The organism is Ruegeria sp. PrR005 (assembly GCF_010500245.1).
GTDB lineage: Bacteria > Pseudomonadota > Alphaproteobacteria > Rhodobacterales > Rhodobacteraceae > Ruegeria_B > Ruegeria_B marisflavi.
In genome coordinates this window covers 133,511-154,766 of the sequence record NZ_JAAGOX010000002.1, presented here as the reverse complement: position 1 = coordinate 154,766, position 21,256 = coordinate 133,511, and the positions used below count along the sequence as shown (strand labels likewise).

Below are 21,256 nucleotides of genomic sequence, written 5' to 3'. Positions count from 1 at the left end.
GTTTTCGGCCGGGGGAACAGAGGGGATCTGACCGAAATCCGATCTTCCCGCTTGTCGATGCGACGGGCCGTCCCCCTCCGGCCGATGATGCCACCGGGGCCCCGTATCCGCCACGCTGTTCCGATGTTGGGTCCACACAAGATTCCGTCTTTTGAATCAAGAGCCTTTACCTGATTCCACGGCTCAGCTATTCTGCGGACCAGAGAGCGCGAAAAGCGCCCGCGCGGTCACGCGCATCAGGCAAAGGAGCAGAAACATGAAACTCCGCGCGGTTGCGGCGGCATTGGCTATCGGCCTGATGCCCGCTGGCCTGTCGGCACAGGGGTTGGTCGGCGCGAATGTCGACGTCAACCATTACCAGTTCACCAGCAAATCCAAGGGCGCGCGCCAGGCGCTGCAAGGCTCGTTCGAACTGGCGCTTGGCACCTCGGTCTCGACCCAGTTGGACCTTGGCTATTACAAGTTCGACCAGATCGGCGGCAGCGGCCGCAGCGCCACGCTGCACGGCATCTACCAGTTCGGCTATGGCGGCGCAGTGGGCGGGTTCTGGGGCACCGAGGATGGTGGCGGCATCGACCGCAACTTCTATGGCCTCGAAGGCGCTTATGACTTCACCACCATCCGGCTCGAAGGCTACTTCTCCCGTGGCCGGGTCCAGGGCAGCAACGCCACCCTGCTCGGAGCCAAGATCAGCAGCGATGTCGGCAACGGCCCCCTCAGCCTGAACGCCAGCGTCGATTACATGGACAACAAGGTCGGCTCGGACATGACCCGAATGGCCATCGGCGCCGACTATGGCTTGGGCAGCGGCGTCAACCTGTATGGCGAACTGGGCACCGGCAATGCCCGCGTGGCGAATTTCAAGAGCAACGACGCCTTTGTCGGCGTCGGCCTGCGGTTCGACCTTGGCGACCGCCCCGGCACGACATTCGGCCGCCGCGCCCTGCTCGACCGCCTGCCCGGCCTCTGATCCGGCACCCCCCTGCACATGGCCCCTTCTGAACAATTCAGCGGGGGCCACTTCCTTTGCCAGGCTACATCAACTACCCGACGCAACCGCCCGCGGCACAAAGAAAAACCGCCAGGTTTTCACCTGGCGGTCCTGAAATCTGGTGGGTGATAAGAGATTTGAAATTTGTGGTTATAAAATGAAATCAATGACTTAAATGACTTTTTGTAACCATGTAACCGGCTGCGAAATGGACCATGTGACGCGACGTCAGCTAGGCTAATCCGACCGTGCCACTACATGACCGGACTCTGAAATGCGGTGAGCAGCACTAGGATTGAGGTGGTCAGTGTCGGGACGATCAGAGCCAGGAAGCCAATCAAAAAGAAGAAACCAATGACAGTTCTGACCACAAACCTTGCATACCCAAGCGAGAAGAACTCAACAAAAAATACCTCCTTCGATCTACCAAAGGCGGCTTGATGCATCGAGAACTGGAAGGCCAGCGCCGCACGGCCCCCGGCAGTCATCATGTCCATGACGTTGTCTGTGAGAAGGTATCCGGAACCGGAATACACAGTGTATGGCGAACCCTCGTATAGGCTTCCAAGAGGTTCATCCTGCTCGGTCACGTCGGGAAGACCCTCTTGGGGAATGTCCCTCCAAAGGCTTGCAATCAAGTCATGTAGGTGTTGAGAAGCATCCGAGGGGAAGGACGGTGATTGGCTTGAAAACAACGGGCTAGCCGCTTCACCTTGGTTCACTTGCTGAAATCTGGCGATGGTCTCATCCAGCTTACTCGCAATCAGCGACGGCGAAGCAACATCTTCCATCTCAGCGACATACCCAGAGACATCCGAATGTCGCCTTAGAGCTTCTGGAGCTAGGAGGATGAACAGAAGGTTACCCACCCCCAGAAACAACAATCCGAAATAGAGGAAGATCAATCGAAGCTCATGAAGCTCCGAGAACCACTCGTATGTATTAGGGATACCACCCGGCAGTTCTTGCCTGAAAAAGCTAACAAATGAAGGGTTGAAGATGATCAGATAGCCAACAAACGGTATCAAGATCGTCAAGCGACCGATATTCGAGCGGCCAATTGCGCCAAGTTTATCCCACTTGAGCGCGACACTCAGGCGCTCAACGAATTCTGCGATCCAATAGTTATCAAATATCCGCAACCGGCACGTTACCTCGTCTTAGTGCTGAAATTGGCAATCTCATGCGCACCTGCACTAAACGAAAAATCATAGTTGAAGTCGAGCCTGACCGGTCGGACATTTCACACAAGAACCCGCCAGTTCACACCGGCGGGTCCGTCATTTCTGAGATTTCGTTAGGCTATGCCGCGTAGCCCGGATTGAGCATCACTGCCTCATCATCCCAGAACATGAAGCAAGACCGGGGACGCGGACCATTGCCGGGGCCGCGCACTGACCAGAACACGGCGAAGTTACCGTAGCTCGCGTGAGTGCCGCCGATGCAATAACACCAATCCCCTTCAAGCGCGGCCTGTTCAACCACAAGGATGCCGTCCTTCATTGAAATCTGTGTGGTTCCAAGGACAGCGTGAGTGACCGCACCCTCAACGATCCTACCCAATTCGTCGTGCGTGATAGTCTTGGCGTTGGGCATTGAGGACAAGAACTTGATCATCGCGGCGGGGTCGTTCTGATCAACGCGCCCATTCCACTCGGGTATTTTCGTTGCCCCTGCCGGGGTGGTGGTGGTATTCTCGATAACCATATGAGGCTTCCTTTCACTTGGGGTTTCATGATGGATGAAAGGGGCGGCACCACGGCGTAGGAACTGAGGATATCGCCGCCTTTCGTTCTTTGATCGGGCTAAGCGCCCGTTACCTTCCACTGCGGGAATGACCTGCGGACCTGCTTGTTGAGTTGATCCAGCATCTTGTTGAGCCGCACGGCCTCTTTCATGGCCGTCGCCTTGTCTGCCGTATCTGAGCTTTCCAACTCTGAAAGACGCGCTTCGATTTCCTGTCGTTTGTAATTGTTGACCACCCCGGCAAGCTCAATGGCTGCGTCGATGTAGCAATCAATCATCACCTCTGCGCGCCCAATTGCGCCCTTCGCGCCCGGAAAGGGGTCTTCAACACCTGCTATCACTTCTTCTATGGCGAAAGCCTCTGGGTCGCGTTCGTCTTCAATCTGAGGTGCTTCAATCCCCGCCAACCCCAGTGCGATCTCAACATTCGAGTAGTTTCCCTCGTGGCCGAGGAACTGCGAGAAGGTTTCTCTTAGGTATGGGTAGGTAGCATCACCCAATGCCCGACGCGCAGCCTCATCGCGCTCTTTCTTCTCGCGCATTCGTTCAGTTGATGACTTCGCCATTGGATTCTCCTTTCGTCATCGTCAATGTAGCTTTGACGTTGACGAATCTCAAGCGGCATCTGCGATTTTTTCTTCACGCTCGGCATCTTCCCGAACGCTCAGAGGCCACACGCCGCCCAGCTCGCCCAAAGCTGTAACCACGGCTGTATCCGAGTCATACGGCTGTTCGCTGATCAAGCGCACCAGCTCCGCCCGGAGCCGGGCATAGGTGGCGTCATCAAGGTAGGTGTCTACAGGGGCGGTCTGTGCCTGCATGGTCGTGGTCCTCTATGGGTTGATTTGCCCTGCCAGATTCTCGCAAGCAGAATCCAAGCACAAGAGGTAAAACTACATAAGTTATTGTTTTCATTGAAAGTAAGTGCTTACTTAAGTAAATAAAGACCCCGCGCCGGGTGACTTACATCTGCAACGATGATCCGGCGCGGGGTCTATTCAGGGCATAGTTGGAAGCCAGCCCTTACTTGTTATAGTATAACACTTTTTTCGTCAGGTGCTCAAGCAATTCGTCTCGCGTCCGGGCGATTTTTGCCAGGCAGAGAAGTTCCGGCGGCAACTTCCCCAGATCATTCGGACTACCGCCGTTGCCGGATAGCTTGGGCCAAGAACCTGTAAGTGCTTCAAGCAGAGTTCGTGCCGTCAATCTCATCATCACTCCTGCGCGCTCGCTGACGCTCGCTTGCGGGCGCTTCGCGCCCTCTGTTTCTATTCTCTCAGCCGGAAGATTATGTGAAACGCACAGAATGAATGTTTATCAATAATCCCTGCAGAAATAGGACTTTCCCCCTTGGACAGCACAAAACCTAATCTGTGATGTCCAAGGGGGATGATCTGCATATAACAGGTGGTGAAGGGCTTCTAACACTAGGTGGCTTCCATTGACCTAGCAGCGCCCCGATCCCGGCCTTTCAGCCAAGCGGTTACAGCCTTTCGGCTGAGCATCACGCCCGGCTTTCCTCCAACCTAGACGTGATCGGTTGTTGTGACCCAGGGCCGAAGCCCACCGCACATTGCAACCGTCTTTCTGTGCCATTTCGTCCTGAGACCGGCGGCAACCGCTTGGGGCGTCCGGTGGTTTCCACCGGGGAGCGATCCAAAGCGATCTTTCCTGCACCTTCCAGCTAGGCGACTCGCTGCCCGGTCATGTTCCCGGCGCTGGCGTTGATTGTGTGGCTGGTATCAAGGTGTCGGTGAGCGGAATAGAAAGTATCGGCTCGAACCTGACTGTTTTGTAAGCTGGTGCTTTGTGCTGCCTTTCCGGCAACCTTAACATACTCGGAATCCTCGATAGGTTCAAGGCGAATGCGCACTCTTGCCTGAGCGCTGCTATGGCAAGCGACAAGGACGCTTTTCAACCGACTGCTACACTGTATGATGTGTGCACGACCGCTTGCCAGAGCATATGAAGTAGAAAACGGTGGACTACCTTGAGCGTTTTTTCCGAGTTCGTCACAGATGTTATGACGCTGACCGGCTTGGGTCTGTTCTTCGATCAAGTTTTGATCGGAAAAGAAGAGCGTGAGAAGATTTCCAACTATCTGGAAGCAAACGCTGATCCCTCCTCCCTGACAGAGAAGTTTCTCCGTTTCCTCACGCTATCTCACACTGTTGTATTTGGTAGGTTTTTCTCGGCCAAGCTTCTATCAGGTTCTTTCTTTCTCTCTGCTCTAGTAATTTCTCTGGTTTCATTTTCGTTGGTAACAGCCGTTCAAGTCTACATGAACCCAGCAGCGATTTCGGGAGTCCGCTTTGATGCCACGCAATACCTTGTGATTGCTGCATTTGTAACCTTTAACGTCTTTTTCGATTACTTCACCATTGTGCAGACAAAAATCTTCATCGAAGCGTCTCTTTCGGCGAAGAGTATCTTTCGCTCCGTTTTGTTCATTGCCTCGGACCTGATAGTGACAATGAACACGTTCATTCTGTTCTATGCCGCCTTTGTGTTGGCCGTTGTGCAATTCTTCCTTGCACCGGAAGTGGATTTGATTTTTGCGCGTGAGAAAGAAACGACCGGTGAATTGTTCGAAATCGAAGAACCACCGGAATTCTTGTTGAAAGCTGGGGCAGACGAACTAGCAAACAGAATTACCTATTGGGGGAACTTCAGCGCAATCGTTGCAACTGACATGGATGCGAAAGATCACGAAGAAGTCACAATATACTATTACTCAACCTTCAAACCCAATGCGGCAGATATTCAGCCACTTCTTCTAACGACACTACCAAGATTGAACGTGGAGTTTTCTTCCGGGTTCTCTGAACTCAACAAGGAGAACGGCGGGACATTGGTAGAACTGGCGTCCACCCAACTGCGCGACGAATTGGGCTATAGGGACACTGTAGAACCACCGGAGGATGGGGGCGAACAACAAGAGGGCGACGCACGTGCGTTTGAGGCGGCCGATTTTGTAGTTGATGGATCCGTTGTAAAGGCCAGTTCCTTGTCTGCAGCGTATACGGCAACCTTTTCTCGAACGGACTTCCTTGAAGACGCTTTCCCGGTTTCGCTTTCAAATCTCGAAATCGTCCCCCTGACTCGATTTGTGTCCGAAACAGCGTCAGCGGAACTGGGGAATAATCCTGTAGCGCTTTGCCTACTTGAAAACGGGGGCGCAATACGCATTTTGTTATCTTCCGAAGTGATTCACGACTTTTCCGTGTGTGAAGAAGTTATTGCCGTGGAGTTCATTTGGCATTGGGCGCTTTCACGTGACTTGAGCACAATAGGCCGGGATTTGAATGATCGAATTGCTCCATACAACACCCTTCTAATCACCAGTTTGTTACCCACTTTTCTGTTTTATGCGGCAATCATCTTGATGGCAGTGACGACGTTGATCTATTCACGGGCCGTGTCGCAAACCAATCGTTTCAAACGCATAGTTTTAAGAGCGCCGATGGCAACTGCGGGTTTCATCTTGGCGATACCTATGGCGTTGCTCGGCTGGTTGTAGGAAGGTTAGCGTCTCCCGTTATTCATCATGTTGCCCGGGCGCATCTGGCGACGGATTTCATCCACCACCACACCACGCATCGTCATTTCCATCTCACGCGCCATACGCTTCGCAAGGTCGGTGTTCTGTTCCGGCGTTCCCGCCGATCCGTTCACCGTCACCGGCGCATGAATGGTGATCACCTGCCCCGAGTCGCCCAGAGACTCTGTGCGCACCTCTGAGCGGGGTCTAAGGGGTTCCGGGCCACCCACGTAGCCGCCAGACGCATAACCCCTCTTGGCGGCGCTGTGCAGCGCTTCCAGATTGCCGACGCCAATCCGGCGGGTGGCCTCTTTTGAAAGAACATACTCACCCTTGTGGACAATCCCGGCAGGTTGATACTTCGAGCCGTCGCCGGTGTAGCCGCCATCCGCGAACCCGCCCAGCATGGTCGCGAAACTGTTCAGCCACCCCTGCCCACCACCGGCAAGCCCACCCAGCAGTCGCAGGATGAACTTCTGTGCCGCGTAGCGCGCCAGGTCTTTCATCAGGCTCGCCATAGCGGCCTTGAAGGACATGGTGCCGTCGATCAGCCCGGCGAAGGCATTGGCCGCAGAGTTGGCGATGTGGTTCTTAGCGTCGTCGATCCGGCGCAGCCCTTCTGCGGCCTGCTCGGATTTCCGGGCGCTGTCCACATATGCCTGCGCCAGCTTCGCAATCTCGGTGCGCAGTGCTGGGGTGACGGACAAGCCCTGCATCTGCGCTGAGAGTAGCAGCTCCGCTTCGCGCCGGGCGATCTCGATTGCGGTCTCATAGTCGCGGCCAGCGGCAGCCGCTGCCAGCATCGCGGCGGTTTCCAGCTCAAGCGCCCTCGTCTCGTCCATGATCGACTGCACCGCCCGGCCAAAGGCGTCACCGCTGCCACCGCCACCCTTCCCGGCATTGCTGCGCGCGGCATCGGCGGCGATCTTGGCCGTGGCGGCAGCCTCTGCCTGTTCACGGGTCAGGGTTATACCATCCTCTGCGGCGCGCTTCATCACAGTTGCGATTTCGCGCTCAAGGGTCAGGCGCTCGCGCGACATGGCGTTGCGCTCCGCCTCCCCGGCAAGAAACTCATCCAGCTTGGCCTTCTCAGCCTGCCAGTTGCGCACGGATTCGGCGTCAGCTTCCCGGAACGTCTGCATGGGCGTCTTGGGGGCATCCATCCCGGCAGCATTGGCCAGAGCGCCCTTGAGCGACGACGCTAGCCCAAGCACGGTCTGCAAAACGCCGCCCAGGCTCGCCACCTGTGCAATCGCGTTGCTGAAATCCACCCGGTCGGCTTCGTCCAGCGTGTTGAATGCACCAGCCGCCGCCGTCTGCACCTCGCCCAGCTTTTGCGCGAAATCCTCACCCGTCCGAGTGCCGTTGACGAATTCATCGGCCAGCGTGACCATCTCCGCCGCAGCACCTGCCAGCTCGGTTGCGGCTTCGTCATAGCCCCAGCTCCGGGCGAGATTAGACGCCTGCAAGAGCTGGGCGGAAGTAATGTGAACGGAATCGGCAAGCTGATCATACGACTTGCGCAACGCGCCAATGTCCTGTTCCTGCGCATTCACAACGTCGCGATTGTCGGCAAGGGCGTCATACAGATCATCCCCCAGCACCGCCCGGCCCTGTGCTTCATCCTTGAAAATCTCGTCCAGCTTGGCGCGCAGGTCTGCGGCTTCGGCAATCCCTTCTGCGACAGCCAACGCCACGCGCTTGCCGAAAGTGGAAATGCGTGCAGTCAGTTCATCGAATTTGCGCGACACTTCGTCGGCGCTGGCAACCACATCGTCACTCAGGACAAGGCCCAGCTCGTGCGCGCGGTCCACCGTGCGGCGCAGGCTGTCTTCGCCCTGCTCCACCAGCTCGACAAACCGCTCGCCTGCGGTGCCGCCGAACAGCTCGTCGGCCACGCGGATGCGCGCGGCCACGTTCAGGCGCTGCATCCGGCCCATGATCTCAAGCAACAGCTCGGACGGATTCTTGAGCTTCTCGCGCAGCTCGTCGGCACCGTAGCCCAGCCGTGCGAACGCTTCGGCAGCCGGTCCCTTGCCGGTGACAACAAATTCATCAGCGCGCAAGTTCAGCTCTTTCAAGCCGTCAATCATCGCATCAATGCCAATGCGGTTCTGTTCCGCGACGAACTTCCATTCCTGAAAGTCCTTCAGCGGCACACCGGCGCGCTTGGCTTCGTCGCCGATCTGGGCAACGCCTTTAGCGGTCTCAAAGGATGCCTTGGCGATACCGCCCAGCCCGGCAGCACCAAGCACCGGCAACGCCATGCGTTTGAAGGCACCCGCCATCGCTTCACCCATCTTGCCATAGGTGCTGTTGATCCGGTCTGCCGACTGTGCGGCCCGACGTTCCATGCTCTGCGCAGCCCGGCGCTGCGCCCGGTTGGCGCGCTCAAGGCCCTTTTCAAGTTTATCGACCCTCGCTTCAAGCGGGACGATCAAGCCGGGCATCGTTACTTCGTTCATGCCGCTTCCTCCATTAGATCGGCGAGGGATTTGAAATTCGGGTCGCTGTAATGCGATTTGTTGCTTTCACCGGCCACGGCGCGGGAAACCGCCATTGCTGACGCAACCGCCCCGTCAATGCGGTCGGTTTTCTTGCCCTTGTGCATCCGCACAAGGCCGGTGGTTTCGTTCCGGCTGGCAACTACGCTATCGAAGTGGTGGCGCAAGACGGGGTGGCCGTTGTGGCGGATCATCTGGCCGTTGACGGTGCGCTCAAGGTCGCCAATCGCAACACGGTGGATTCACATCCGAAGTGCAAATTCTGTATCAAAACAGAACGTTGCACGGAGGCTTGTGAATGGGACGCTGCTACCCTCACCTGAGTTTGGAAGAACGCCGTAAGATCGACAAGTGGCGAGAAGCCAAAATGCCGGTTCCTGAGATTGCGGATCGTCTAGGTCGTGCGCCATCGACGATTTATCGCGAGCTGAAGCGGAACACCTATGAGGACCGGGAACTGCCAGACCTGAACGGTTACTACTGCATCACGGCACAAGCCAAGTACGAGAAGCGCCGCGCGATCCATCGAAAGATGATCATGCACCCTGACCTCAAAACCGCCATCGAAGATCGGCTCAAGGCGGGCTGGTCTCCCGAACAGATTGCAGGCCGGATGCGGCTGGAGCGCCATCCGGTCCGCGTCAGCCACGAGACGATCTATCGCTTCGCCTATTCCAAGGACGGTCGTGACGAGCAGTTCTATCGACACCTGCCCGAACACAGAAGACGCCGCAGACCGCGCGGCCACCGCAGACACAACCGAACACACATTTTCGACGCCCAAAGCCTTTCACGCAGGCCTGACCGCATCTCAGAGCGCGCAGAGTTCGGTCACTGGGAATGCGATCTGATGATGTTCCGCAAGGAGCATGGGAAGGTCAACGTGACCTCCCTCGTCGAGCGCGTGAGCCGCTATGCGGTCGTGATGCGCAACGAAGACCGCCAGTCCAAACCGATCATGGAGGCACTGATCCAGGGACTGGCTCCCCTGCCCGCCGACGCGCGCCAGTCGATTACGTTCGACAGAGGCACCGAATTCTCGGCCTGGCGGCACCTCAAGGTCGGGCTCGGTGCGGATGCGTGGTTTTGCGATCCACAAGCGCCGTACCAGAAAGGCACGGTTGAGAATACCAACAACAGGCTGCGGAAATACCTGCCCCGCTCGACCGAACCGACGGCGCTGACAAATCGATATTTGAGGTCGATTTGCCATCGCCTCAATTCGACGCCGCGCAAATGCCTCGGCTACCACACGCCCGCCGAGATTTTCGAAACCAAGCTGATGGAAATCCAGAACCGTCTGGAATAAAACAACATATCAGAAATTGCACTTCACCGTGAGTTCACACACCCATACTCAGGGGCGCTTGGCGCAATTCAACCACCGGCAGCCCGTCACTATAAAGCCGCTGCATGATCTGCCGGGCAAGGTGGGGGTCAAAAGCGATCTCGCGCACATCGTGGCGCGCGGCCAGCTCGTGCAAGTGATCCTCTACCGCCTCGGGGTCGATGATCGGGCCGGGCGTGGCCGTGATCAGCCCTTCATCGCGCCAGCGCTCATAAGGCACCCCGTCGCGTTCGCTGCGCCCTTTCAGATCATCACCGGGCACAAAGAACCAAGGCTTGATGGTAATCTGCCCGTCAGGGTGCCGCCACGCGGCCACCACTGCGGCGGTATCACCGGACAGGGCCATATCCACACCCACCCAGCACGGCAGTGCCTCAAGGTCGGTTTCGTCATCATCGAAGCGCCGGGCGTCATAGGTCGTCATGCTGAACAGCGGGTCGCGGCTGTTCCCGAACCAGATATTCAGGTTGTATTGCTGGAAGCTGTAGCGCTCCGCCGGGTGGTCTTTGGCCTCTTTTGCCAGACTGCGCAGGCCCGACAGGCTGGGGAAGCCGTGCTTAAGGCCGGGGTTCACTCGGCTCCAAACATCTTCACTCTGCCAATCGTCATCCGGTTCGGCGGCAAAGATGATCGGCAGAAACTCAGGGTTTTCGATCTCACCCAGGGCGACACGCCGGCCATAGTCATACTGTTCGGCGGCAAGCGTTTCATGGCCCCGGCCTGCCGTAGTGGCGATCACCATAAGACTACTGTCGGTCTTGGCGAGGCCGGATTTCAGAGCTTCCCAAAGATCCCGCCCGGCCCATGCGTGTATTTCATCGGCCAGCACAAAAGCCGGGGTGGTACCGTGCTGCGCGCGGCCATCGCTGGACACGGCGCGCAGCCGCGCACCGCTCTTAAGGTCGGTGATCTGCTTGGCGCTGTTAAAGGCGTCGTGAATGCGTGTTGCCGCCACAAGGCGCTTGTCTTCGCGGATGATGTCTGCGGCTTCCCGGAAGCCGATACCGGCCTGTTCCCGATCGGACGCGGCAAAGATCACTTGCCCGGCAGGCACCTTCTCGGGGCCGATCACATGCAGCAATGACAGGGCAGCGGCCAAGCTCGTTTTCCGGTTCCCACGGGGCAGCATCAAGAACACAGTTTTGACGATCCGCCGCCCGTCTTCGTGGCGCGGCCCATAGATGCGCCGCACGATGCGTTCCTGAAACGGTGCAAGCTGAAAAGCACGGGGGTGATGGTTGATGTTCGCGGCCTTGGGCGCGCGATTATCATTCACCGCCGCCGGGTGTCGCAGCCGACGCAGGAACGTGACGGCGCGCTCACCATGCCCCAGCGGGTCGGGGATGGTGCTGCCGTCATCAATCCATGCCGGGTATGTGCTGGCCGCGCTCATGATCACACCGCCAGCGGGTTGTCGGCGTCATCATCATCCGCCACCCCTGCCCCGATCCGGGCGCGGCTAGTCGGGGTCAGCCCGTATTCGGCGGCAAGCTGGCGCGCGGTGGTCATGTAGCGAATTTGCAGGCCGCCAAGTTTCAGATCGGGAATGCCCCCGGCGCTCATAGTGTCAGCGATGGTGCGCGCAGCCCCTACCGCCGCGCAGTAGTTTTCCACCCCGGCCAAATCCGCCTTGGTGATCACCTGCCGGGCAATGAGCTGCGGCATGATCCGCCTCCACTCCGCCTTGGCATGGGCCGAAAGGTATTTCGGCACCGGCGGCGCTTTGGTCAGGGCATCGCTATCGGGGGCAAGGGCAGGCTTCACACCGCGCGAATGAACGCTCATACCGCCACCTTTGAACAACGCAGCTCAAGGGCGCGTTTGCGGCCAAGCTCTGCGATTTCGTCAATGTCATAGGCCACGCCGTCGAAGGTCACGCGGTCTGCGGTTGTGATCCCGGCCAGATACCGGACGCGGAACACCGCACCACCTGCCTCGGCCTCACCGAACCCGGCCAGGTATTCGTCGGCACTGCGCTGCACCAGCTCTGCCCGGATGGTTGCAACCTGCAACCATTCAGACGTGACAGAACCCGACGCGGCAATGGTCTCGACCTTCCGTTCAATGGTGATCTGCCGATCAAGCTTGCCTGCCCTGATCATACTCACACTCGCCACCGGATCACGCCTTCGACGGTGCCGACGCCATGGCAGTATGCCTTTTCCGGGTCAGGGTCGCGCATGTAGGTGAAGCTGGGGCGCTCATAGGCATCAATACCCACAGTGGCGCTTGTCGGGGCATCCCAAAGAGCGACAGACACAGCCGTGCCGATCTGCCGGGCCATATCCGCCCCGTCTTCCAAGGCCCAGATATGCAGGTCGAAGAAAACGCGCGTGAGATACTGGCCACCGCTTGCACGGCCCAGGTTGATCGTCTGGGGGTTTGCCAAGATGATCGTCGGCAGCTTGTCCGGGCGCGTCGAACCAGCCCGAACGTGATCAGCGGGCACAAGGGCGCTGACATACTGATTTGTAATCAGTTGCGCCCGAATTGCGGTCTGGAATTCAAGGCTAGGGTCAATCATGCGTCACCCTCTGCCGCCTTCTTGATTGCCTGCCCGATTGCGCGGCTGATCCGGCGCTTGGCCTTGGGCATCGCCAGCCGGGCACCGGGGCGCATGAACGGCTGGGCCTCCTGCTTTACGGTGCCGAACTCCTGAAGGTGGCCGTGGCGCACCGTCTCATTCCCAGCGGTTACAAGAGCCTGATTTTCACCAGCGGTGCGCTTGCCGCCGCCCTTTGCATAGGCCGGGGTTGTCTGACCGGGTGCGGTCACGATGATAGACTCTTTCAAGTCGCCTTCATCCACCGGCACAAGGGCGCGCTGCGCGGCTGCGATTTCTTCGGCACCCTTGATCAAAGCAGGCCGCACATCCCGGACAACGGCCTCGGGAATGGCTTTCAGGCGCTCACTCAGGATGCGCGATTGTTCGGACAGGCTCTTATTCCGCGACATAGCCCGTCACCTGCTTAACGTAGGGGGCCAACAGCTCGTAAACGCCGAACGGAACCGGGCGCATGGTTACGTCACTGGCGCTTTCGCGGACCTCATACCAATAGGCCGCAAGCTGCAATGCGGCTTCGGTCTGCACCGCATTTCCCGCCTCAAACGGATAGCCGGTGTAGTTACCAATCCAGATTTCGGCGGCGTCCAGCTTGTGCGCAAGCAGGGCGTCGTCAAGATCGTAGTCAAGGTTAAGCTGCGATTTCAGCAGGCTAACGGGTGTCGTTGCGGTCATATTATCGCCTCATACTGCGTCCAAAGAGAGGGACGTTTTCTAAGCCAAGGATTGCAAAAATGGGTGAATGGTCGGACGCGATGGCAGACGGTGTGATCTGTGCGGGTTGTGGTTGTCCAGGTAACACAAGAACGTGCGGTTGCCCTGAATCGCGTGAAATACTGCGCAAGCGCCAACTTGGAAGCGCAGGCGGTCGCGAAGCACACGATATTGAAATGGACGCTATGATACGCCGCTACCGTGAGCAAACTCGGAGCAAATGAAGCTGTCAATTCAAGACCCTTTCCGAAAAACTTAAATTCGGTCTGTCTTGTGCGGACCTCCCCGCGCCGGTCCCCTCTAGGGGGCGAAAGTCCGAACCCAACCCCGGTGCATCTGTGCCACTAGCCGCACCAGTCGCCCCCCATCCGCGATTGCGCTTACGCATTGGCTGCGTAAGTGCGCGTTCGATGGTCCAATGCTGGCGAAGGCGGGATGCGATCTGGGTAACAGTCAGGCCGGTGCGGTCTGCCCATTGTTGCATGGTCAGTGTGGTGTCATCGAAGGTAAGCAGCCGGTCAACATACTTGGTCAGCGTGGCCTTGGGCTTCTCCGGTCTGGCGGTGAAGGATGCGCGGTGCGCTCTGGGCTTAGTGGTCAGGTCTTCCGGGCTAGGGGCGTTGGCGATCTGCTTGCGCATACGGCTGATAACTGCTTCGTGGTCCAGTCCGGCCAGCGAACAGACGGTTACAAGGCTGTCGTTCGGAGTGGTCAGGAAGGTGCGCGCGCTACGCACCTTGGCAATGCGGTTGTGCTGCCCGCTCACGCCGGTCGGACCATGCAGGGCATCCTCTACCTGCCTAAGAAGGACTTCTTGCCAGAGCGTCTTTTCAGGGTTGTAGCTCATTGGCTGCGCTCCTGTCGTTGCACGCGAGAGTTGATCAATTGAAGGCTCAGCGGTAACGATGATCCAAGTAAGAACACATAAGGAACAGAGCTATGGATATCGGGCAAATCGGAGAATACATCGGCCTTGCTACCAGCGCCGTAGGACTCACTGGGAAAGCATCTGATACTATCGTTAGCATCAAAGCGCTTTTTGAGGGCGGGAAGACGCCAGACAACGAACAGGTGCAGCGACTCTTGAACACACTTGCCGCTGAATTGACGTCTGCCAACATGATGAATGTTCAACTTAGCGACGCGCTCAGGGCGCTGAGCCAAGAACTCCAACGGCAAGACGATTTCGAGAAAGAGAAAGCCCGGTATGAGCTTATCGAAACGAGCCAAAAAGATATCGTTTTTCGTCTTAGAGAAGACGCCGCCAATGGGCAGCCGATACACTTCATTTGTCCGGTTTGCTTGAACCGCGACAAATTGATCAGTTTCGTTTCTGGCGGTTACTACAAGACATGCCAAACCGATGGGAAACACGGTTTTAGATTTGAAAAGATGCCGCCAGCACGCCAAGTGAGAATGGGCGATTTTTAACGTCACTTTCCGCACTCCTGCCGTTGCTTGTGGCGGTTGTGACAGGACGTGCAAAGCGACTGCCAATTTGTGCGATCCCAAAACAAACGATCATCGCCACGGTGAGGCGTGATGTGGTCAACCGTGGTAGCAAGTTCGCCGCACCTGCGACATGTGGGAAACAGCTTAAGGAAAGCGTCACGGGCTGCGCGCCATGCACGGTTGTAGCCGCGCTTAGCCGCGCTCGGGCGGTTCGCGTCGTGGCGCTTGTTCCGGGCACGGGTGCGCGCGATCTGACAGGCGCAACGCTCACCATGGGGCACGATTTGGCCACAGGTGCAGATATGCGGGGGCTTGCTCATACGGTCATCCCCTCGCGCAGTGTCGATAGCTCTTTCAGGGCAGACAGCCCCGCCCGGTCAAAGTCAGGATCAAGGCCCATATCGGTGTTCTGTTTGCGCTGTTCCTCGCTCGGGCCGGTGTCTGTATCTTCTGCCCCACCATGAATGGCCTTAAGCATGGCAAAATGGGCGGTGATTGCGTCGGTGATCTCCTGCGGCGTGGCGTTCCATGCCGTTTCCGGGGTCCAACCCAACCACCCGGTAGCGAAACCGTATAGCTCCTTGAACAGATCGGCCCACGGGGTTGCCTTGGTCGTGCTGGGCTGCTTGTCGGTGGTTTCCGGGGTCTCAGGGAAGAACGCGGCCACCAGCTCAAAACATGCCCCCTGCGCAGCCCTCTGGAAGTCCTTGAGGGGATGCTTTGCGACATAGGCAAACAGCGGTTCGGTGGCCGTCATACCAGCAACAGCGGTGATCACCCGCCAGATGGTCAGCGTGTCAAATTCTTCGATCTTGCGCAGCAATGCAGGGAACCCACCATGCAACCGCTCAAGATGGATTGCAGCCCGCAAAGACGGACGCAGGAACACGGCGTTGCCGCCGTATTCCAGTGCGATTGCGTCATATGCGAGCTGCGGTTTCATGGTCTGGGTTACGCGGCCATTTTCAGCTTGCGGAACGCATCGGGGCGAACCACGCCAGCACCCACCCGGCGGCGCGCATGATAGCGCATCAGGCCATTGGCACGCTGGGTGTAGGGGTCTGCCAGCACGGCCAGCGACAGCCGGTCATAGATGCGGTAGCCGCGCTTGAAGTCGCCAAAGATGATCGGTTCTGCATTCGCGCCGATGTCCGCCATGTCAACGGCTTCAACCACGGGGCGGCCAAGGATCGTTTCCGGCTGGCCTGCCTGATAGGACGGCTGCCACAGGTAGTTGCCGTGACCGTCTTTCAGGGTGCGCAGGGCGGCAAGCGTCTGGCCGTTCATCACCCAGGTGCCTGCGTTCCGGTAGGTGGCCGGCAGGGCATACATAAGCGCAATCAGCTCATCCGGGGAAATGGCAGCGGTAGCGGCTGCGACGGTCTCAGCAATGTTTGCGTTGACCATGAACCCGGCAGGCTCAAGCGCGGTGTTGCCGCTGACGAACGAAACGTTCTCTTTCTGGCCGAAATCTTCGGCAAGGGCGAGATTGACCTCGCTCAGCACATTGGCGCTGTCTTCGGCAAGCTGAAGCGAAATATCCACAAAGGTGGCGATTTCCTTGGTCGCGATAGCGGACTGAGCGAAGGTCGGTTCGCTGCCCGTCCGCGCGTCAGTCTCGCCAACCCATGCGGCATTGGTGATCCCGGTGCGCTTCGGCAGGATAATGTTTGCCGCGCCGGTGGTGCGCACATCGGCAATGCCGCGAATGGGGCTGTATTCCACCAGATTGCGGATGAACTCGCCGCTGACGTCCTCGGGGGCAAGGATATGGTTGTCGGTGTCGCTGGCCGTGGTCAGCGATTTCTTCTCACCCGTCGAAAGGTAGTGAGTGAATGCCTTCACCTCTTCCGCGCCCATGACCGGGCTTGCCGGGCCGGTAATCTGGGGGCGGTTGCCCTTGGCTTCCAGCCGGTCCAGCCGGGCTTTGATGTCGTTGAACGCCTTGGTGTCGATCTGCGGCACCTGCGGCGTGTCATTGGCCGGGGTTGCGGCCTTCTTTTCGGTTTCGATTTCCTCGTTTTCCACTTCGGGGGTCTCCTTGAGGGGCTTGGGGGTCTGGGGTGCATCCGATTTGATGGAAATGATCTGCGCGCCCGGATGCGCGGGAACAGCGACAACAGAAATTTCGTGCAGCTCTGCGGCGGTGATGGTGCGGCCTTTGGCGTGGCGTTGCGCCTTCTTGGTGACAAAGCCGATGGACAGGCCCGACACGGCCTTGCTGCGGATCATGGCGCGCACCTCGCGCGCGCGCTCAAGATCATCCACCAGCAAGCGGCCTTTGACGGTAAGGCCCTCGGGGGTTTCGGCGATCTCATCCCAAACGCCGATCACCTGCGCCTGATCATGAGCAAAGAGCATCGGAAGTGTGCCGGGCGCGGTGAAAGCGCCCTTTTCAATCACGTCGCCCACGCGGTCGGGGCTACCAAAGGGCCAAGCAAGACCGGTGATCTCTCCGGCGTCATTGACGGCTAGCGCCGCCTTGATCTCAATACGGTCGGTCATCTTCCACCCTCGAGTTCCCAGTCATTCAGGGGGTCGTTCTCAACCGCATCCGCATCAGGTGTCTCCACAGGAGCCGGTGTCACGCTTTCCAGTCCGTTCGCGTCGATACCGCCGGAAATCAGCATGCCGCCCGTGATGATCGGGCCGCCGTAGATGATTTGAACGGCATGACCTTCGCCATAGCTCGATACCGGACCGGTAAGGGGGTAGCTCTTTTCATCCTCGGCACTGGCGCTCTCGGGGGCGAGCATCGAAGAAACGCCCGTCAGGGCCATTGCAAGACCCATCTGGCCAATTGCGTTGCCCCATGTCGCACCGGATGTGGCCCCGGCGATGATCGGGTTTGCAAGGAACGGTGCGGCACCGCCTGCCGTGATAGCAATCAGCGCAACACCAAGAATGGCCTTGATTGTGCCGTTGCCATTCTTCGCACCAAGAACCTCGGGCATGATATGAAGATCGGCATTGCCCAGCCGCATGGAAGCAACCGCGTCTTCGTCCAGAACCATGCCGCTTTCAGGGTCGCCACGCAGGATCACCCAAGACCCCGACGCCAGATCACCCAGAAAGCCGGGGAAGTTTGCGTTAAGGGCAGCAATGGCCTCGCTGGCGGTTAGAACATTCAGTTCGATCACCTTGCCGTATTTGGTCAGGCTGCCATGCAAATGGACTTTGCGCATTAGGCGGCCCCACCCCAGCGCGCGTCCAGCACGTCCAGCGCCAGCGGATACAGCGCATCAATCGGCGTGTTCCGGGCGTAGGTGTCGGTAAGCTGCGCGGCCCTCTCCGGGGTGGTGCCGCCACCGATCAGGCCAAGACGGATCACCTCAATCAGATCGGCAAGCATGAACTGCATGTTGACGGCGCGCAGGTAGAGCGCGCCAATGCCCAGATCGGCAAGGCGCTCAAGTTCGGCAATCATGTCGTCGGTAAGCGCGAACGTGTGTTCACCGTCACCGAAAAATGCGGTGTGGGTCAGGGTCATGCGGCCTTGTCCTTGGCAGTGGTGGTGTAGGGGTTTTCCAGCGTGTCGCCGCCGTCCTTGGGCGGCAGGTTCAACCCGGCGCGCACCTCGTTCGCGGTAAGCGCACCCATGCTGCGATACTGGCCGTAGGCGGTTGCACGGGCTGCGGTGTCAGTGGTCAACAGATCGTCGGTAACGACCTCAAGATAGGCTTCCCTGCGTTCTTCGGGGGTCAACAGGCATCGTGCATAGGACCATGCCCACTGTTTCAGCCACGGCCTAAGCGTGATCTGTAAGAACTGCCGGGCCATTTCTTCGGTATTGGACCAAGTGCCACGCGATAGCTCAAAGAGCATGGTCGGCGGCACCCGGAAGATACGGGCGATCTCCCGGACTTGCTCAAGGCGGTTTTCAGCAAATTCGGCATCGGCAAGCGTCATTGCCATAGGAACGAATTTGGCACCTTCGTCGGCAATCGCCGGGTTGCCGGTGTTCTCCCCGGAATGGGTCGCCTTCCAGTCCTTCAGAAAGTTGAGCTTGGCCGTGGCATCAAGCTTGTTCGGGTGTTCGACCACCCCGGAAAGCCGGGTGCCGTTCTTTAGCGAACGGCTGATATACTTCTCGAACGTCAGGGCAAGCGCGATAGCTTCCCGGCCCAGCGTGATAGGTGACACGCCGCCAAAGGCTTCGATGCGCAGCACGTCACGATAGGAAAGTCGAACCTGCCCGGCATCGGTGCTGACGCGGTAGAAGGGTTCGCCGTCCGGTTCCTGATCGGCTTGCACCTTGCCCGGTTCCAGCCGGTGCAGCTCATAGGGGGTGCCATCGGCAAGGCGGATCACTTGCGCATGGCCTGCCCCGTGCATCAAAGCATCAAGGGTTAGTTGCTCACGCAGATCACCGGCACTTGTCCACTCATTCGCCTCATCATGCACCAGACGATAGGCCGCGTGACCGGTTAGCGCTTCCTTGGTGGTGCGCTCATAGAGCTTGAACGGCAGCGCCCCGATGGTCTCAGAGATAAGCCCGACTGCACAGGCCACGGCAGGAACGCGCATGGCGGTGCTGGGGCCGATGGAAAGGCCAGTTTCAGTAGGCAGCACCCCGAACAGGCTCAGGGCGTCGGGGTCGGTCAGGGTCAGCGCCTTTTGATCGGCGCGAAACCCAAGTGCGTTTTTGATCTTCTGAAAGGCCATGCGTTCCGCCGTGAAATCCAAGTGTTGCAAAAATAACACACTTGGATTCACGGCGGAAGGAGAAAGTTACATGCGTAACTTTCTGGCTATTTCAGGTCGTAGAAGGGCAGCTTGTTGATTGCGTCAATCTTCGCTTTCAAGCTCACGTCGCCATAGTTCTCAGACGCCGTTTTCCCGGCATGTCCTTGAATTGCATCATAGACACGGGTTTGAATATCCAACTCGATACACTGGCTTTTGAAACGGTGCCGCCATGCATGGGTTGGGCGCACCCTCATATCCGTAACAAGCTCCTTTTCACGCAACCACTCGGACAGGCGGTTAGAAATCTGAGTAGCCTTCCTGTCAAACTGTGCTGGGTCTGTGCCGTGGTGGAACAATGGGCCGGAAGCGGCGTTTTCCACGAACTCTATAAATCCTTCTTGAACAATCTGAGGATGCAGCGGCACGTCGCGATACTCACCTGTTTTGATCGTGCCAGCATCCGGCGTCAGCCGGGCAACCCACTGGTCACCCTCTAGGCGAATATCTTCTTTTCGAAGCTGGGTAATCTCTGTCACACGGGTGCCGGTGAATGCTCCAAGGATAGGCACCCACTGCTTTGCAGCTATCATGTGTTGCGTCTCGCGTATGCGCCCCGTCTCGTCCTTGTGCGGCTCATATGAGCGTGACACCTTGAGGATCTTCAATGCCTCTGCGTCGGTGAAGCCCTTTTCTCGCGCCTTCACTCGCTTGGGCTTGGCCTGCCTGACAGTCGCGGCGACGTTTTCAGGAAGCCGGTCATTTTCCACGGCCCAATTCAACACCGAACGCACCGTTGACAGGTATTTGCTACTCACGGTCTGCGCAGACAGGGATTTCAACAATTGGTCGCGCCACGCCATGATGTCCTTTTTCGTAAGCCGGGCAGCATCGTCATGCCGCACAAACTCGCGCAACTTCTCGACAGCTAAGCCCAACTGCTTGCCCCCATCTCGCATAGAGCCGGTTTGCTGGCGCATGGTCACATAGTCAGTCCAGAGCCTCTTAAGGCTGATCGGTTCGGGGGCTTTCTCTGGGGGTTGGGCGTCCTTGATGATCGGCGCGCTAGGGGTGCCGCTGAAATCGCCTTCGTCGCGCTCTACGACACGTGCCAGTGCCTCTAGCTCAGCATGACACAGGGCACGGGTAATCTCGCGCCAAGCTTCGGAGCCGGGTTCTGCATCAAGGTTGCCAGCGGCCCGGAAACGCTCGATCTGCGCGCCCACCAGTGCGCCTAGCTCTGCGTCGTTTGCCTTCCCCGCAATCGCATCGCGCAGGCGCTGCACAAGCAGGTCATCAATCCCGATCTGCCCAACAGCCGGATAAGCCGGGCTATTACGTATCTCATCATCAAAGGCGAGGCGCTGCGCATAGAGGCTATGGGCGAGTTGATCGGGGGCAAGTGGATAGCGCGACGGGCCGGTTTGGCGCTGCCCTGCCCCGGCTTGCTGCTCCGCCTGTGCGATCTGGTGTTGAAGCTGGGCCACCGCACCGGGCAACAGCTTGAGCGCTTGGCGATAGTCGCCACCTAGCGGGGTGCGAAGCTCTGTCTTCCCGACAATTCCGCGTAAATCTTTCGGCACCACCAGCCGAGCATGATAACGCCCGGATCGGGTGACTAGGTGACGAACCTTACCGGCCATAACAAACCCCGTTTGTAACCAAGTTTGTTACCTTCAAACGGGCAAAGCCCTTTGTTTGCAAGGTTTTT

General features: G+C 58.2%; 24 protein-coding genes. 4 read left to right on the top strand and 20 right to left on the bottom strand.

The features are described from left to right. Positions 1-256 precede the first annotated feature (256 nt). Positions 257-970, top strand: a complete 714-nt coding sequence (locus G0P99_RS01720; protein ID WP_164127094.1) for a porin — start codon at positions 257-259, stop codon at positions 968-970. Between the two features lie 275 nt (positions 971-1,245). On the opposite strand, the gene G0P99_RS01715 is transcribed toward G0P99_RS01720, so the two are convergent. The 4 genes from G0P99_RS01715 to G0P99_RS01700 all read right to left on the bottom strand — a co-directional run bounded on the left by G0P99_RS01715 (position 1,246) and on the right by G0P99_RS01700 (position 3,558). Beyond that, entirely contained in the window at positions 1,246-2,133 is an 888-nt protein-coding gene (locus G0P99_RS01715; RefSeq protein WP_164127093.1) for a hypothetical protein, read from the bottom strand. 160 nt (positions 2,134-2,293) lie between these two features. Continuing rightward, the gene (locus tag G0P99_RS01710) at positions 2,294-2,698 is read right to left on the bottom strand and encodes a hypothetical protein (RefSeq protein WP_164127091.1); all 405 of its coding nucleotides are present in this window, start codon (positions 2,696-2,698) and stop codon (positions 2,294-2,296) included. A gap of 98 nt (positions 2,699-2,796) precedes the next feature. Beyond that, entirely contained in the window at positions 2,797-3,303 is a 507-nt protein-coding gene (locus G0P99_RS01705; RefSeq protein WP_164127089.1) for a hypothetical protein, read from the bottom strand. 48 nt (positions 3,304-3,351) lie between these two features. After that, positions 3,352-3,558: a hypothetical protein gene (locus tag G0P99_RS01700; protein WP_164127087.1), complete on the bottom strand. Its 207-nt coding sequence runs from the start codon at positions 3,556-3,558 to the stop codon at positions 3,352-3,354. A gap of 1,169 nt (positions 3,559-4,727) precedes the next feature. On the opposite strand from G0P99_RS01700, the gene G0P99_RS01695 reads away from it, so the two are divergent. Further along, positions 4,728-6,257, top strand: coding sequence for a hypothetical protein (locus G0P99_RS01695; RefSeq protein ID WP_164127085.1), 1,530 nt, complete (start codon positions 4,728-4,730; stop codon positions 6,255-6,257). Positions 6,258-6,262: 5 nt separating this feature from the next. Here the strand turns inward: G0P99_RS01695 and G0P99_RS01690 are convergent, their stop codons facing one another. Continuing rightward, positions 6,263-8,743: a hypothetical protein gene (locus G0P99_RS01690; protein WP_164127083.1), complete on the bottom strand. Its 2,481-nt coding sequence runs from the start codon at positions 8,741-8,743 to the stop codon at positions 6,263-6,265. Then, positions 8,740-9,009 carry a terminase TerL endonuclease subunit gene (locus G0P99_RS01685; RefSeq protein WP_370462677.1) on the bottom strand — a complete coding sequence of 90 codons (270 nt, stop codon included), beginning with the start codon at positions 9,007-9,009 and terminating at the stop codon, positions 8,740-8,742. Before G0P99_RS01685 ends, G0P99_RS01690 begins: the two co-directional genes overlap by 4 nt. Positions 9,010-9,080: 71 nt before the next feature. Here G0P99_RS01685 and G0P99_RS01680 point away from each other — a divergent pair, with 71 nt between their 5' ends. Beyond that, entirely contained in the window at positions 9,081-10,091 is a 1,011-nt protein-coding gene (locus G0P99_RS01680) for an IS30 family transposase (RefSeq protein ID WP_164127082.1), read from the top strand. A gap of 34 nt (positions 10,092-10,125) precedes the next feature. On the opposite strand, the gene G0P99_RS01675 is transcribed toward G0P99_RS01680, so the two are convergent. The 7 genes from G0P99_RS01675 to G0P99_RS01645 all read right to left on the bottom strand — a co-directional run bounded on the left by G0P99_RS01675 (position 10,126) and on the right by G0P99_RS01645 (position 14,254). Next, positions 10,126-11,523 carry a terminase large subunit gene (locus G0P99_RS01675; protein WP_164127080.1) on the bottom strand — a complete coding sequence of 466 codons (1,398 nt, stop codon included), beginning with the start codon at positions 11,521-11,523 and terminating at the stop codon, positions 10,126-10,128. A gap of 2 nt (positions 11,524-11,525) precedes the next feature. Further along, positions 11,526-11,915: a phage terminase small subunit P27 family gene (locus G0P99_RS01670; RefSeq protein ID WP_164127078.1), complete on the bottom strand. Its 390-nt coding sequence runs from the start codon at positions 11,913-11,915 to the stop codon at positions 11,526-11,528. Continuing rightward, positions 11,912-12,232 carry a phage head closure protein gene (locus tag G0P99_RS01665; RefSeq protein WP_164127176.1) on the bottom strand — a complete coding sequence of 107 codons (321 nt, stop codon included), beginning with the start codon at positions 12,230-12,232 and terminating at the stop codon, positions 11,912-11,914. Before G0P99_RS01665 ends, G0P99_RS01670 begins: the two co-directional genes overlap by 4 nt. A 2-nt stretch (positions 12,233-12,234) precedes the next feature. Continuing rightward, positions 12,235-12,654, bottom strand: coding sequence for a DUF3168 domain-containing protein (locus G0P99_RS01660; RefSeq protein ID WP_164127076.1), 420 nt, complete (start codon positions 12,652-12,654; stop codon positions 12,235-12,237). Next, positions 12,651-13,085, bottom strand: coding sequence for an HK97-gp10 family putative phage morphogenesis protein (locus tag G0P99_RS01655; RefSeq protein WP_164127073.1), 435 nt, complete (start codon positions 13,083-13,085; stop codon positions 12,651-12,653). The genes G0P99_RS01660 and G0P99_RS01655 overlap by 4 nt, the downstream gene beginning before the upstream one ends. Further along, positions 13,072-13,368 carry a head-tail connector protein gene (locus G0P99_RS01650; protein WP_164127072.1) on the bottom strand — a complete coding sequence of 99 codons (297 nt, stop codon included), beginning with the start codon at positions 13,366-13,368 and terminating at the stop codon, positions 13,072-13,074. The genes G0P99_RS01655 and G0P99_RS01650 overlap by 14 nt, the downstream gene beginning before the upstream one ends. A gap of 268 nt (positions 13,369-13,636) precedes the next feature. Further along, positions 13,637-14,254, bottom strand: a complete 618-nt coding sequence (locus tag G0P99_RS01645) for a hypothetical protein (protein WP_164127070.1) — start codon at positions 14,252-14,254, stop codon at positions 13,637-13,639. Positions 14,255-14,346: 92 nt separating this feature from the next. On the opposite strand from G0P99_RS01645, the gene G0P99_RS01640 reads away from it, so the two are divergent. Further along, complete coding sequence (locus G0P99_RS01640) at positions 14,347-14,838, top strand: hypothetical protein (RefSeq protein WP_164127068.1); 492 nt, start codon at positions 14,347-14,349, stop codon at positions 14,836-14,838. A 2-nt stretch (positions 14,839-14,840) separates the two neighbouring features. Here G0P99_RS01640 and G0P99_RS01635 read toward each other — a convergent pair whose 3' ends face one another. The 7 genes from G0P99_RS01635 to G0P99_RS01605 all read right to left on the bottom strand — a co-directional run bounded on the left by G0P99_RS01635 (position 14,841) and on the right by G0P99_RS01605 (position 21,188). Then, the gene (locus tag G0P99_RS01635) at positions 14,841-15,179 is read right to left on the bottom strand and encodes an HNH endonuclease (RefSeq protein WP_164127067.1); all 339 of its coding nucleotides are present in this window, start codon (positions 15,177-15,179) and stop codon (positions 14,841-14,843) included. Then, positions 15,176-15,748 carry a hypothetical protein gene (locus tag G0P99_RS01630; RefSeq protein WP_164127065.1) on the bottom strand — a complete coding sequence of 191 codons (573 nt, stop codon included), beginning with the start codon at positions 15,746-15,748 and terminating at the stop codon, positions 15,176-15,178. Before G0P99_RS01630 ends, G0P99_RS01635 begins: the two co-directional genes overlap by 4 nt. Before the next feature lie 62 nt (positions 15,749-15,810). Next, complete coding sequence (locus G0P99_RS01625; RefSeq protein ID WP_164127063.1) at positions 15,811-17,364, bottom strand: phage major capsid protein; 1,554 nt, start codon at positions 17,362-17,364, stop codon at positions 15,811-15,813. Then, on the bottom strand, positions 17,361-18,044 hold the full coding sequence (locus tag G0P99_RS01620) for a tail assembly protein (protein WP_164127061.1): 684 nt from the start codon (positions 18,042-18,044) through the stop codon (positions 17,361-17,363). Before G0P99_RS01620 ends, G0P99_RS01625 begins: the two co-directional genes overlap by 4 nt. After that, the gene (locus G0P99_RS01615; RefSeq protein WP_164127059.1) at positions 18,044-18,349 is read right to left on the bottom strand and encodes a gene transfer agent family protein; all 306 of its coding nucleotides are present in this window, start codon (positions 18,347-18,349) and stop codon (positions 18,044-18,046) included. Before G0P99_RS01615 ends, G0P99_RS01620 begins: the two co-directional genes overlap by 1 nt. After that, on the bottom strand, positions 18,346-19,524 hold the full coding sequence (locus tag G0P99_RS01610) for a phage portal protein (RefSeq protein WP_164127057.1): 1,179 nt from the start codon (positions 19,522-19,524) through the stop codon (positions 18,346-18,348). The genes G0P99_RS01615 and G0P99_RS01610 overlap by 4 nt, the downstream gene beginning before the upstream one ends. 86 nt (positions 19,525-19,610) lie before the next feature. After that, a complete protein-coding gene (locus tag G0P99_RS01605; protein ID WP_164127055.1) occupies positions 19,611-21,188 on the bottom strand; it encodes a DUF6538 domain-containing protein in 1,578 nt (525 codons plus the stop codon). Between the last annotated feature and the right edge of the window lie 68 nt (positions 21,189-21,256).

Excerpts from the sequence above, each read along its gene's own strand:
- G0P99_RS01720 (WP_164127094.1), top strand. The coding sequence starts at position 257 with ATGAAACTCCGCGCGGTTGCGGCGGCATTGGCTATCGGCCTGATGCCC.
- G0P99_RS01710 (WP_164127091.1), bottom strand. The coding sequence starts at position 2,698 with ATGGTTATCGAGAATACCACCACCACCCCGGCAGGGGCAACGAAAATA.
- G0P99_RS01705 (WP_164127089.1), bottom strand. The coding sequence starts at position 3,303 with ATGGCGAAGTCATCAACTGAACGAATGCGCGAGAAGAAAGAGCGCGAT.
- G0P99_RS01700 (WP_164127087.1), bottom strand. The coding sequence starts at position 3,558 with ATGCAGGCACAGACCGCCCCTGTAGACACCTACCTTGATGACGCCACC.
- G0P99_RS01690 (WP_164127083.1), bottom strand. The coding sequence starts at position 8,743 with ATGAACGAAGTAACGATGCCCGGCTTGATCGTCCCGCTTGAAGCGAGG.
- G0P99_RS01680 (WP_164127082.1), top strand. The coding sequence starts at position 9,081 with ATGGGACGCTGCTACCCTCACCTGAGTTTGGAAGAACGCCGTAAGATC.
- G0P99_RS01675 (WP_164127080.1), bottom strand. The coding sequence starts at position 11,523 with ATGAGCGCGGCCAGCACATACCCGGCATGGATTGATGACGGCAGCACC.
- G0P99_RS01670 (WP_164127078.1), bottom strand. The coding sequence starts at position 11,915 with ATGAGCGTTCATTCGCGCGGTGTGAAGCCTGCCCTTGCCCCCGATAGC.
- G0P99_RS01665 (WP_164127176.1), bottom strand. The coding sequence starts at position 12,232 with ATGATCAGGGCAGGCAAGCTTGATCGGCAGATCACCATTGAACGGAAG.
- G0P99_RS01660 (WP_164127076.1), bottom strand. The coding sequence starts at position 12,654 with ATGATTGACCCTAGCCTTGAATTCCAGACCGCAATTCGGGCGCAACTG.
- G0P99_RS01655 (WP_164127073.1), bottom strand. The coding sequence starts at position 13,085 with ATGTCGCGGAATAAGAGCCTGTCCGAACAATCGCGCATCCTGAGTGAG.
- G0P99_RS01650 (WP_164127072.1), bottom strand. The coding sequence starts at position 13,368 with ATGACCGCAACGACACCCGTTAGCCTGCTGAAATCGCAGCTTAACCTT.
- G0P99_RS01645 (WP_164127070.1), bottom strand. The coding sequence starts at position 14,254 with ATGAGCTACAACCCTGAAAAGACGCTCTGGCAAGAAGTCCTTCTTAGG.
- G0P99_RS01640 (WP_164127068.1), top strand. The coding sequence starts at position 14,347 with ATGGATATCGGGCAAATCGGAGAATACATCGGCCTTGCTACCAGCGCC.
- G0P99_RS01635 (WP_164127067.1), bottom strand. The coding sequence starts at position 15,179 with ATGAGCAAGCCCCCGCATATCTGCACCTGTGGCCAAATCGTGCCCCAT.
- G0P99_RS01625 (WP_164127063.1), bottom strand. The coding sequence starts at position 17,364 with ATGACCGACCGTATTGAGATCAAGGCGGCGCTAGCCGTCAATGACGCC.
- G0P99_RS01620 (WP_164127061.1), bottom strand. The coding sequence starts at position 18,044 with ATGCGCAAAGTCCATTTGCATGGCAGCCTGACCAAATACGGCAAGGTG.
- G0P99_RS01615 (WP_164127059.1), bottom strand. The coding sequence starts at position 18,349 with ATGACCCTGACCCACACCGCATTTTTCGGTGACGGTGAACACACGTTC.
- G0P99_RS01610 (WP_164127057.1), bottom strand. The coding sequence starts at position 19,524 with ATGGCCTTTCAGAAGATCAAAAACGCACTTGGGTTTCGCGCCGATCAA.
- G0P99_RS01605 (WP_164127055.1), bottom strand. The coding sequence starts at position 21,188 with ATGGCCGGTAAGGTTCGTCACCTAGTCACCCGATCCGGGCGTTATCAT.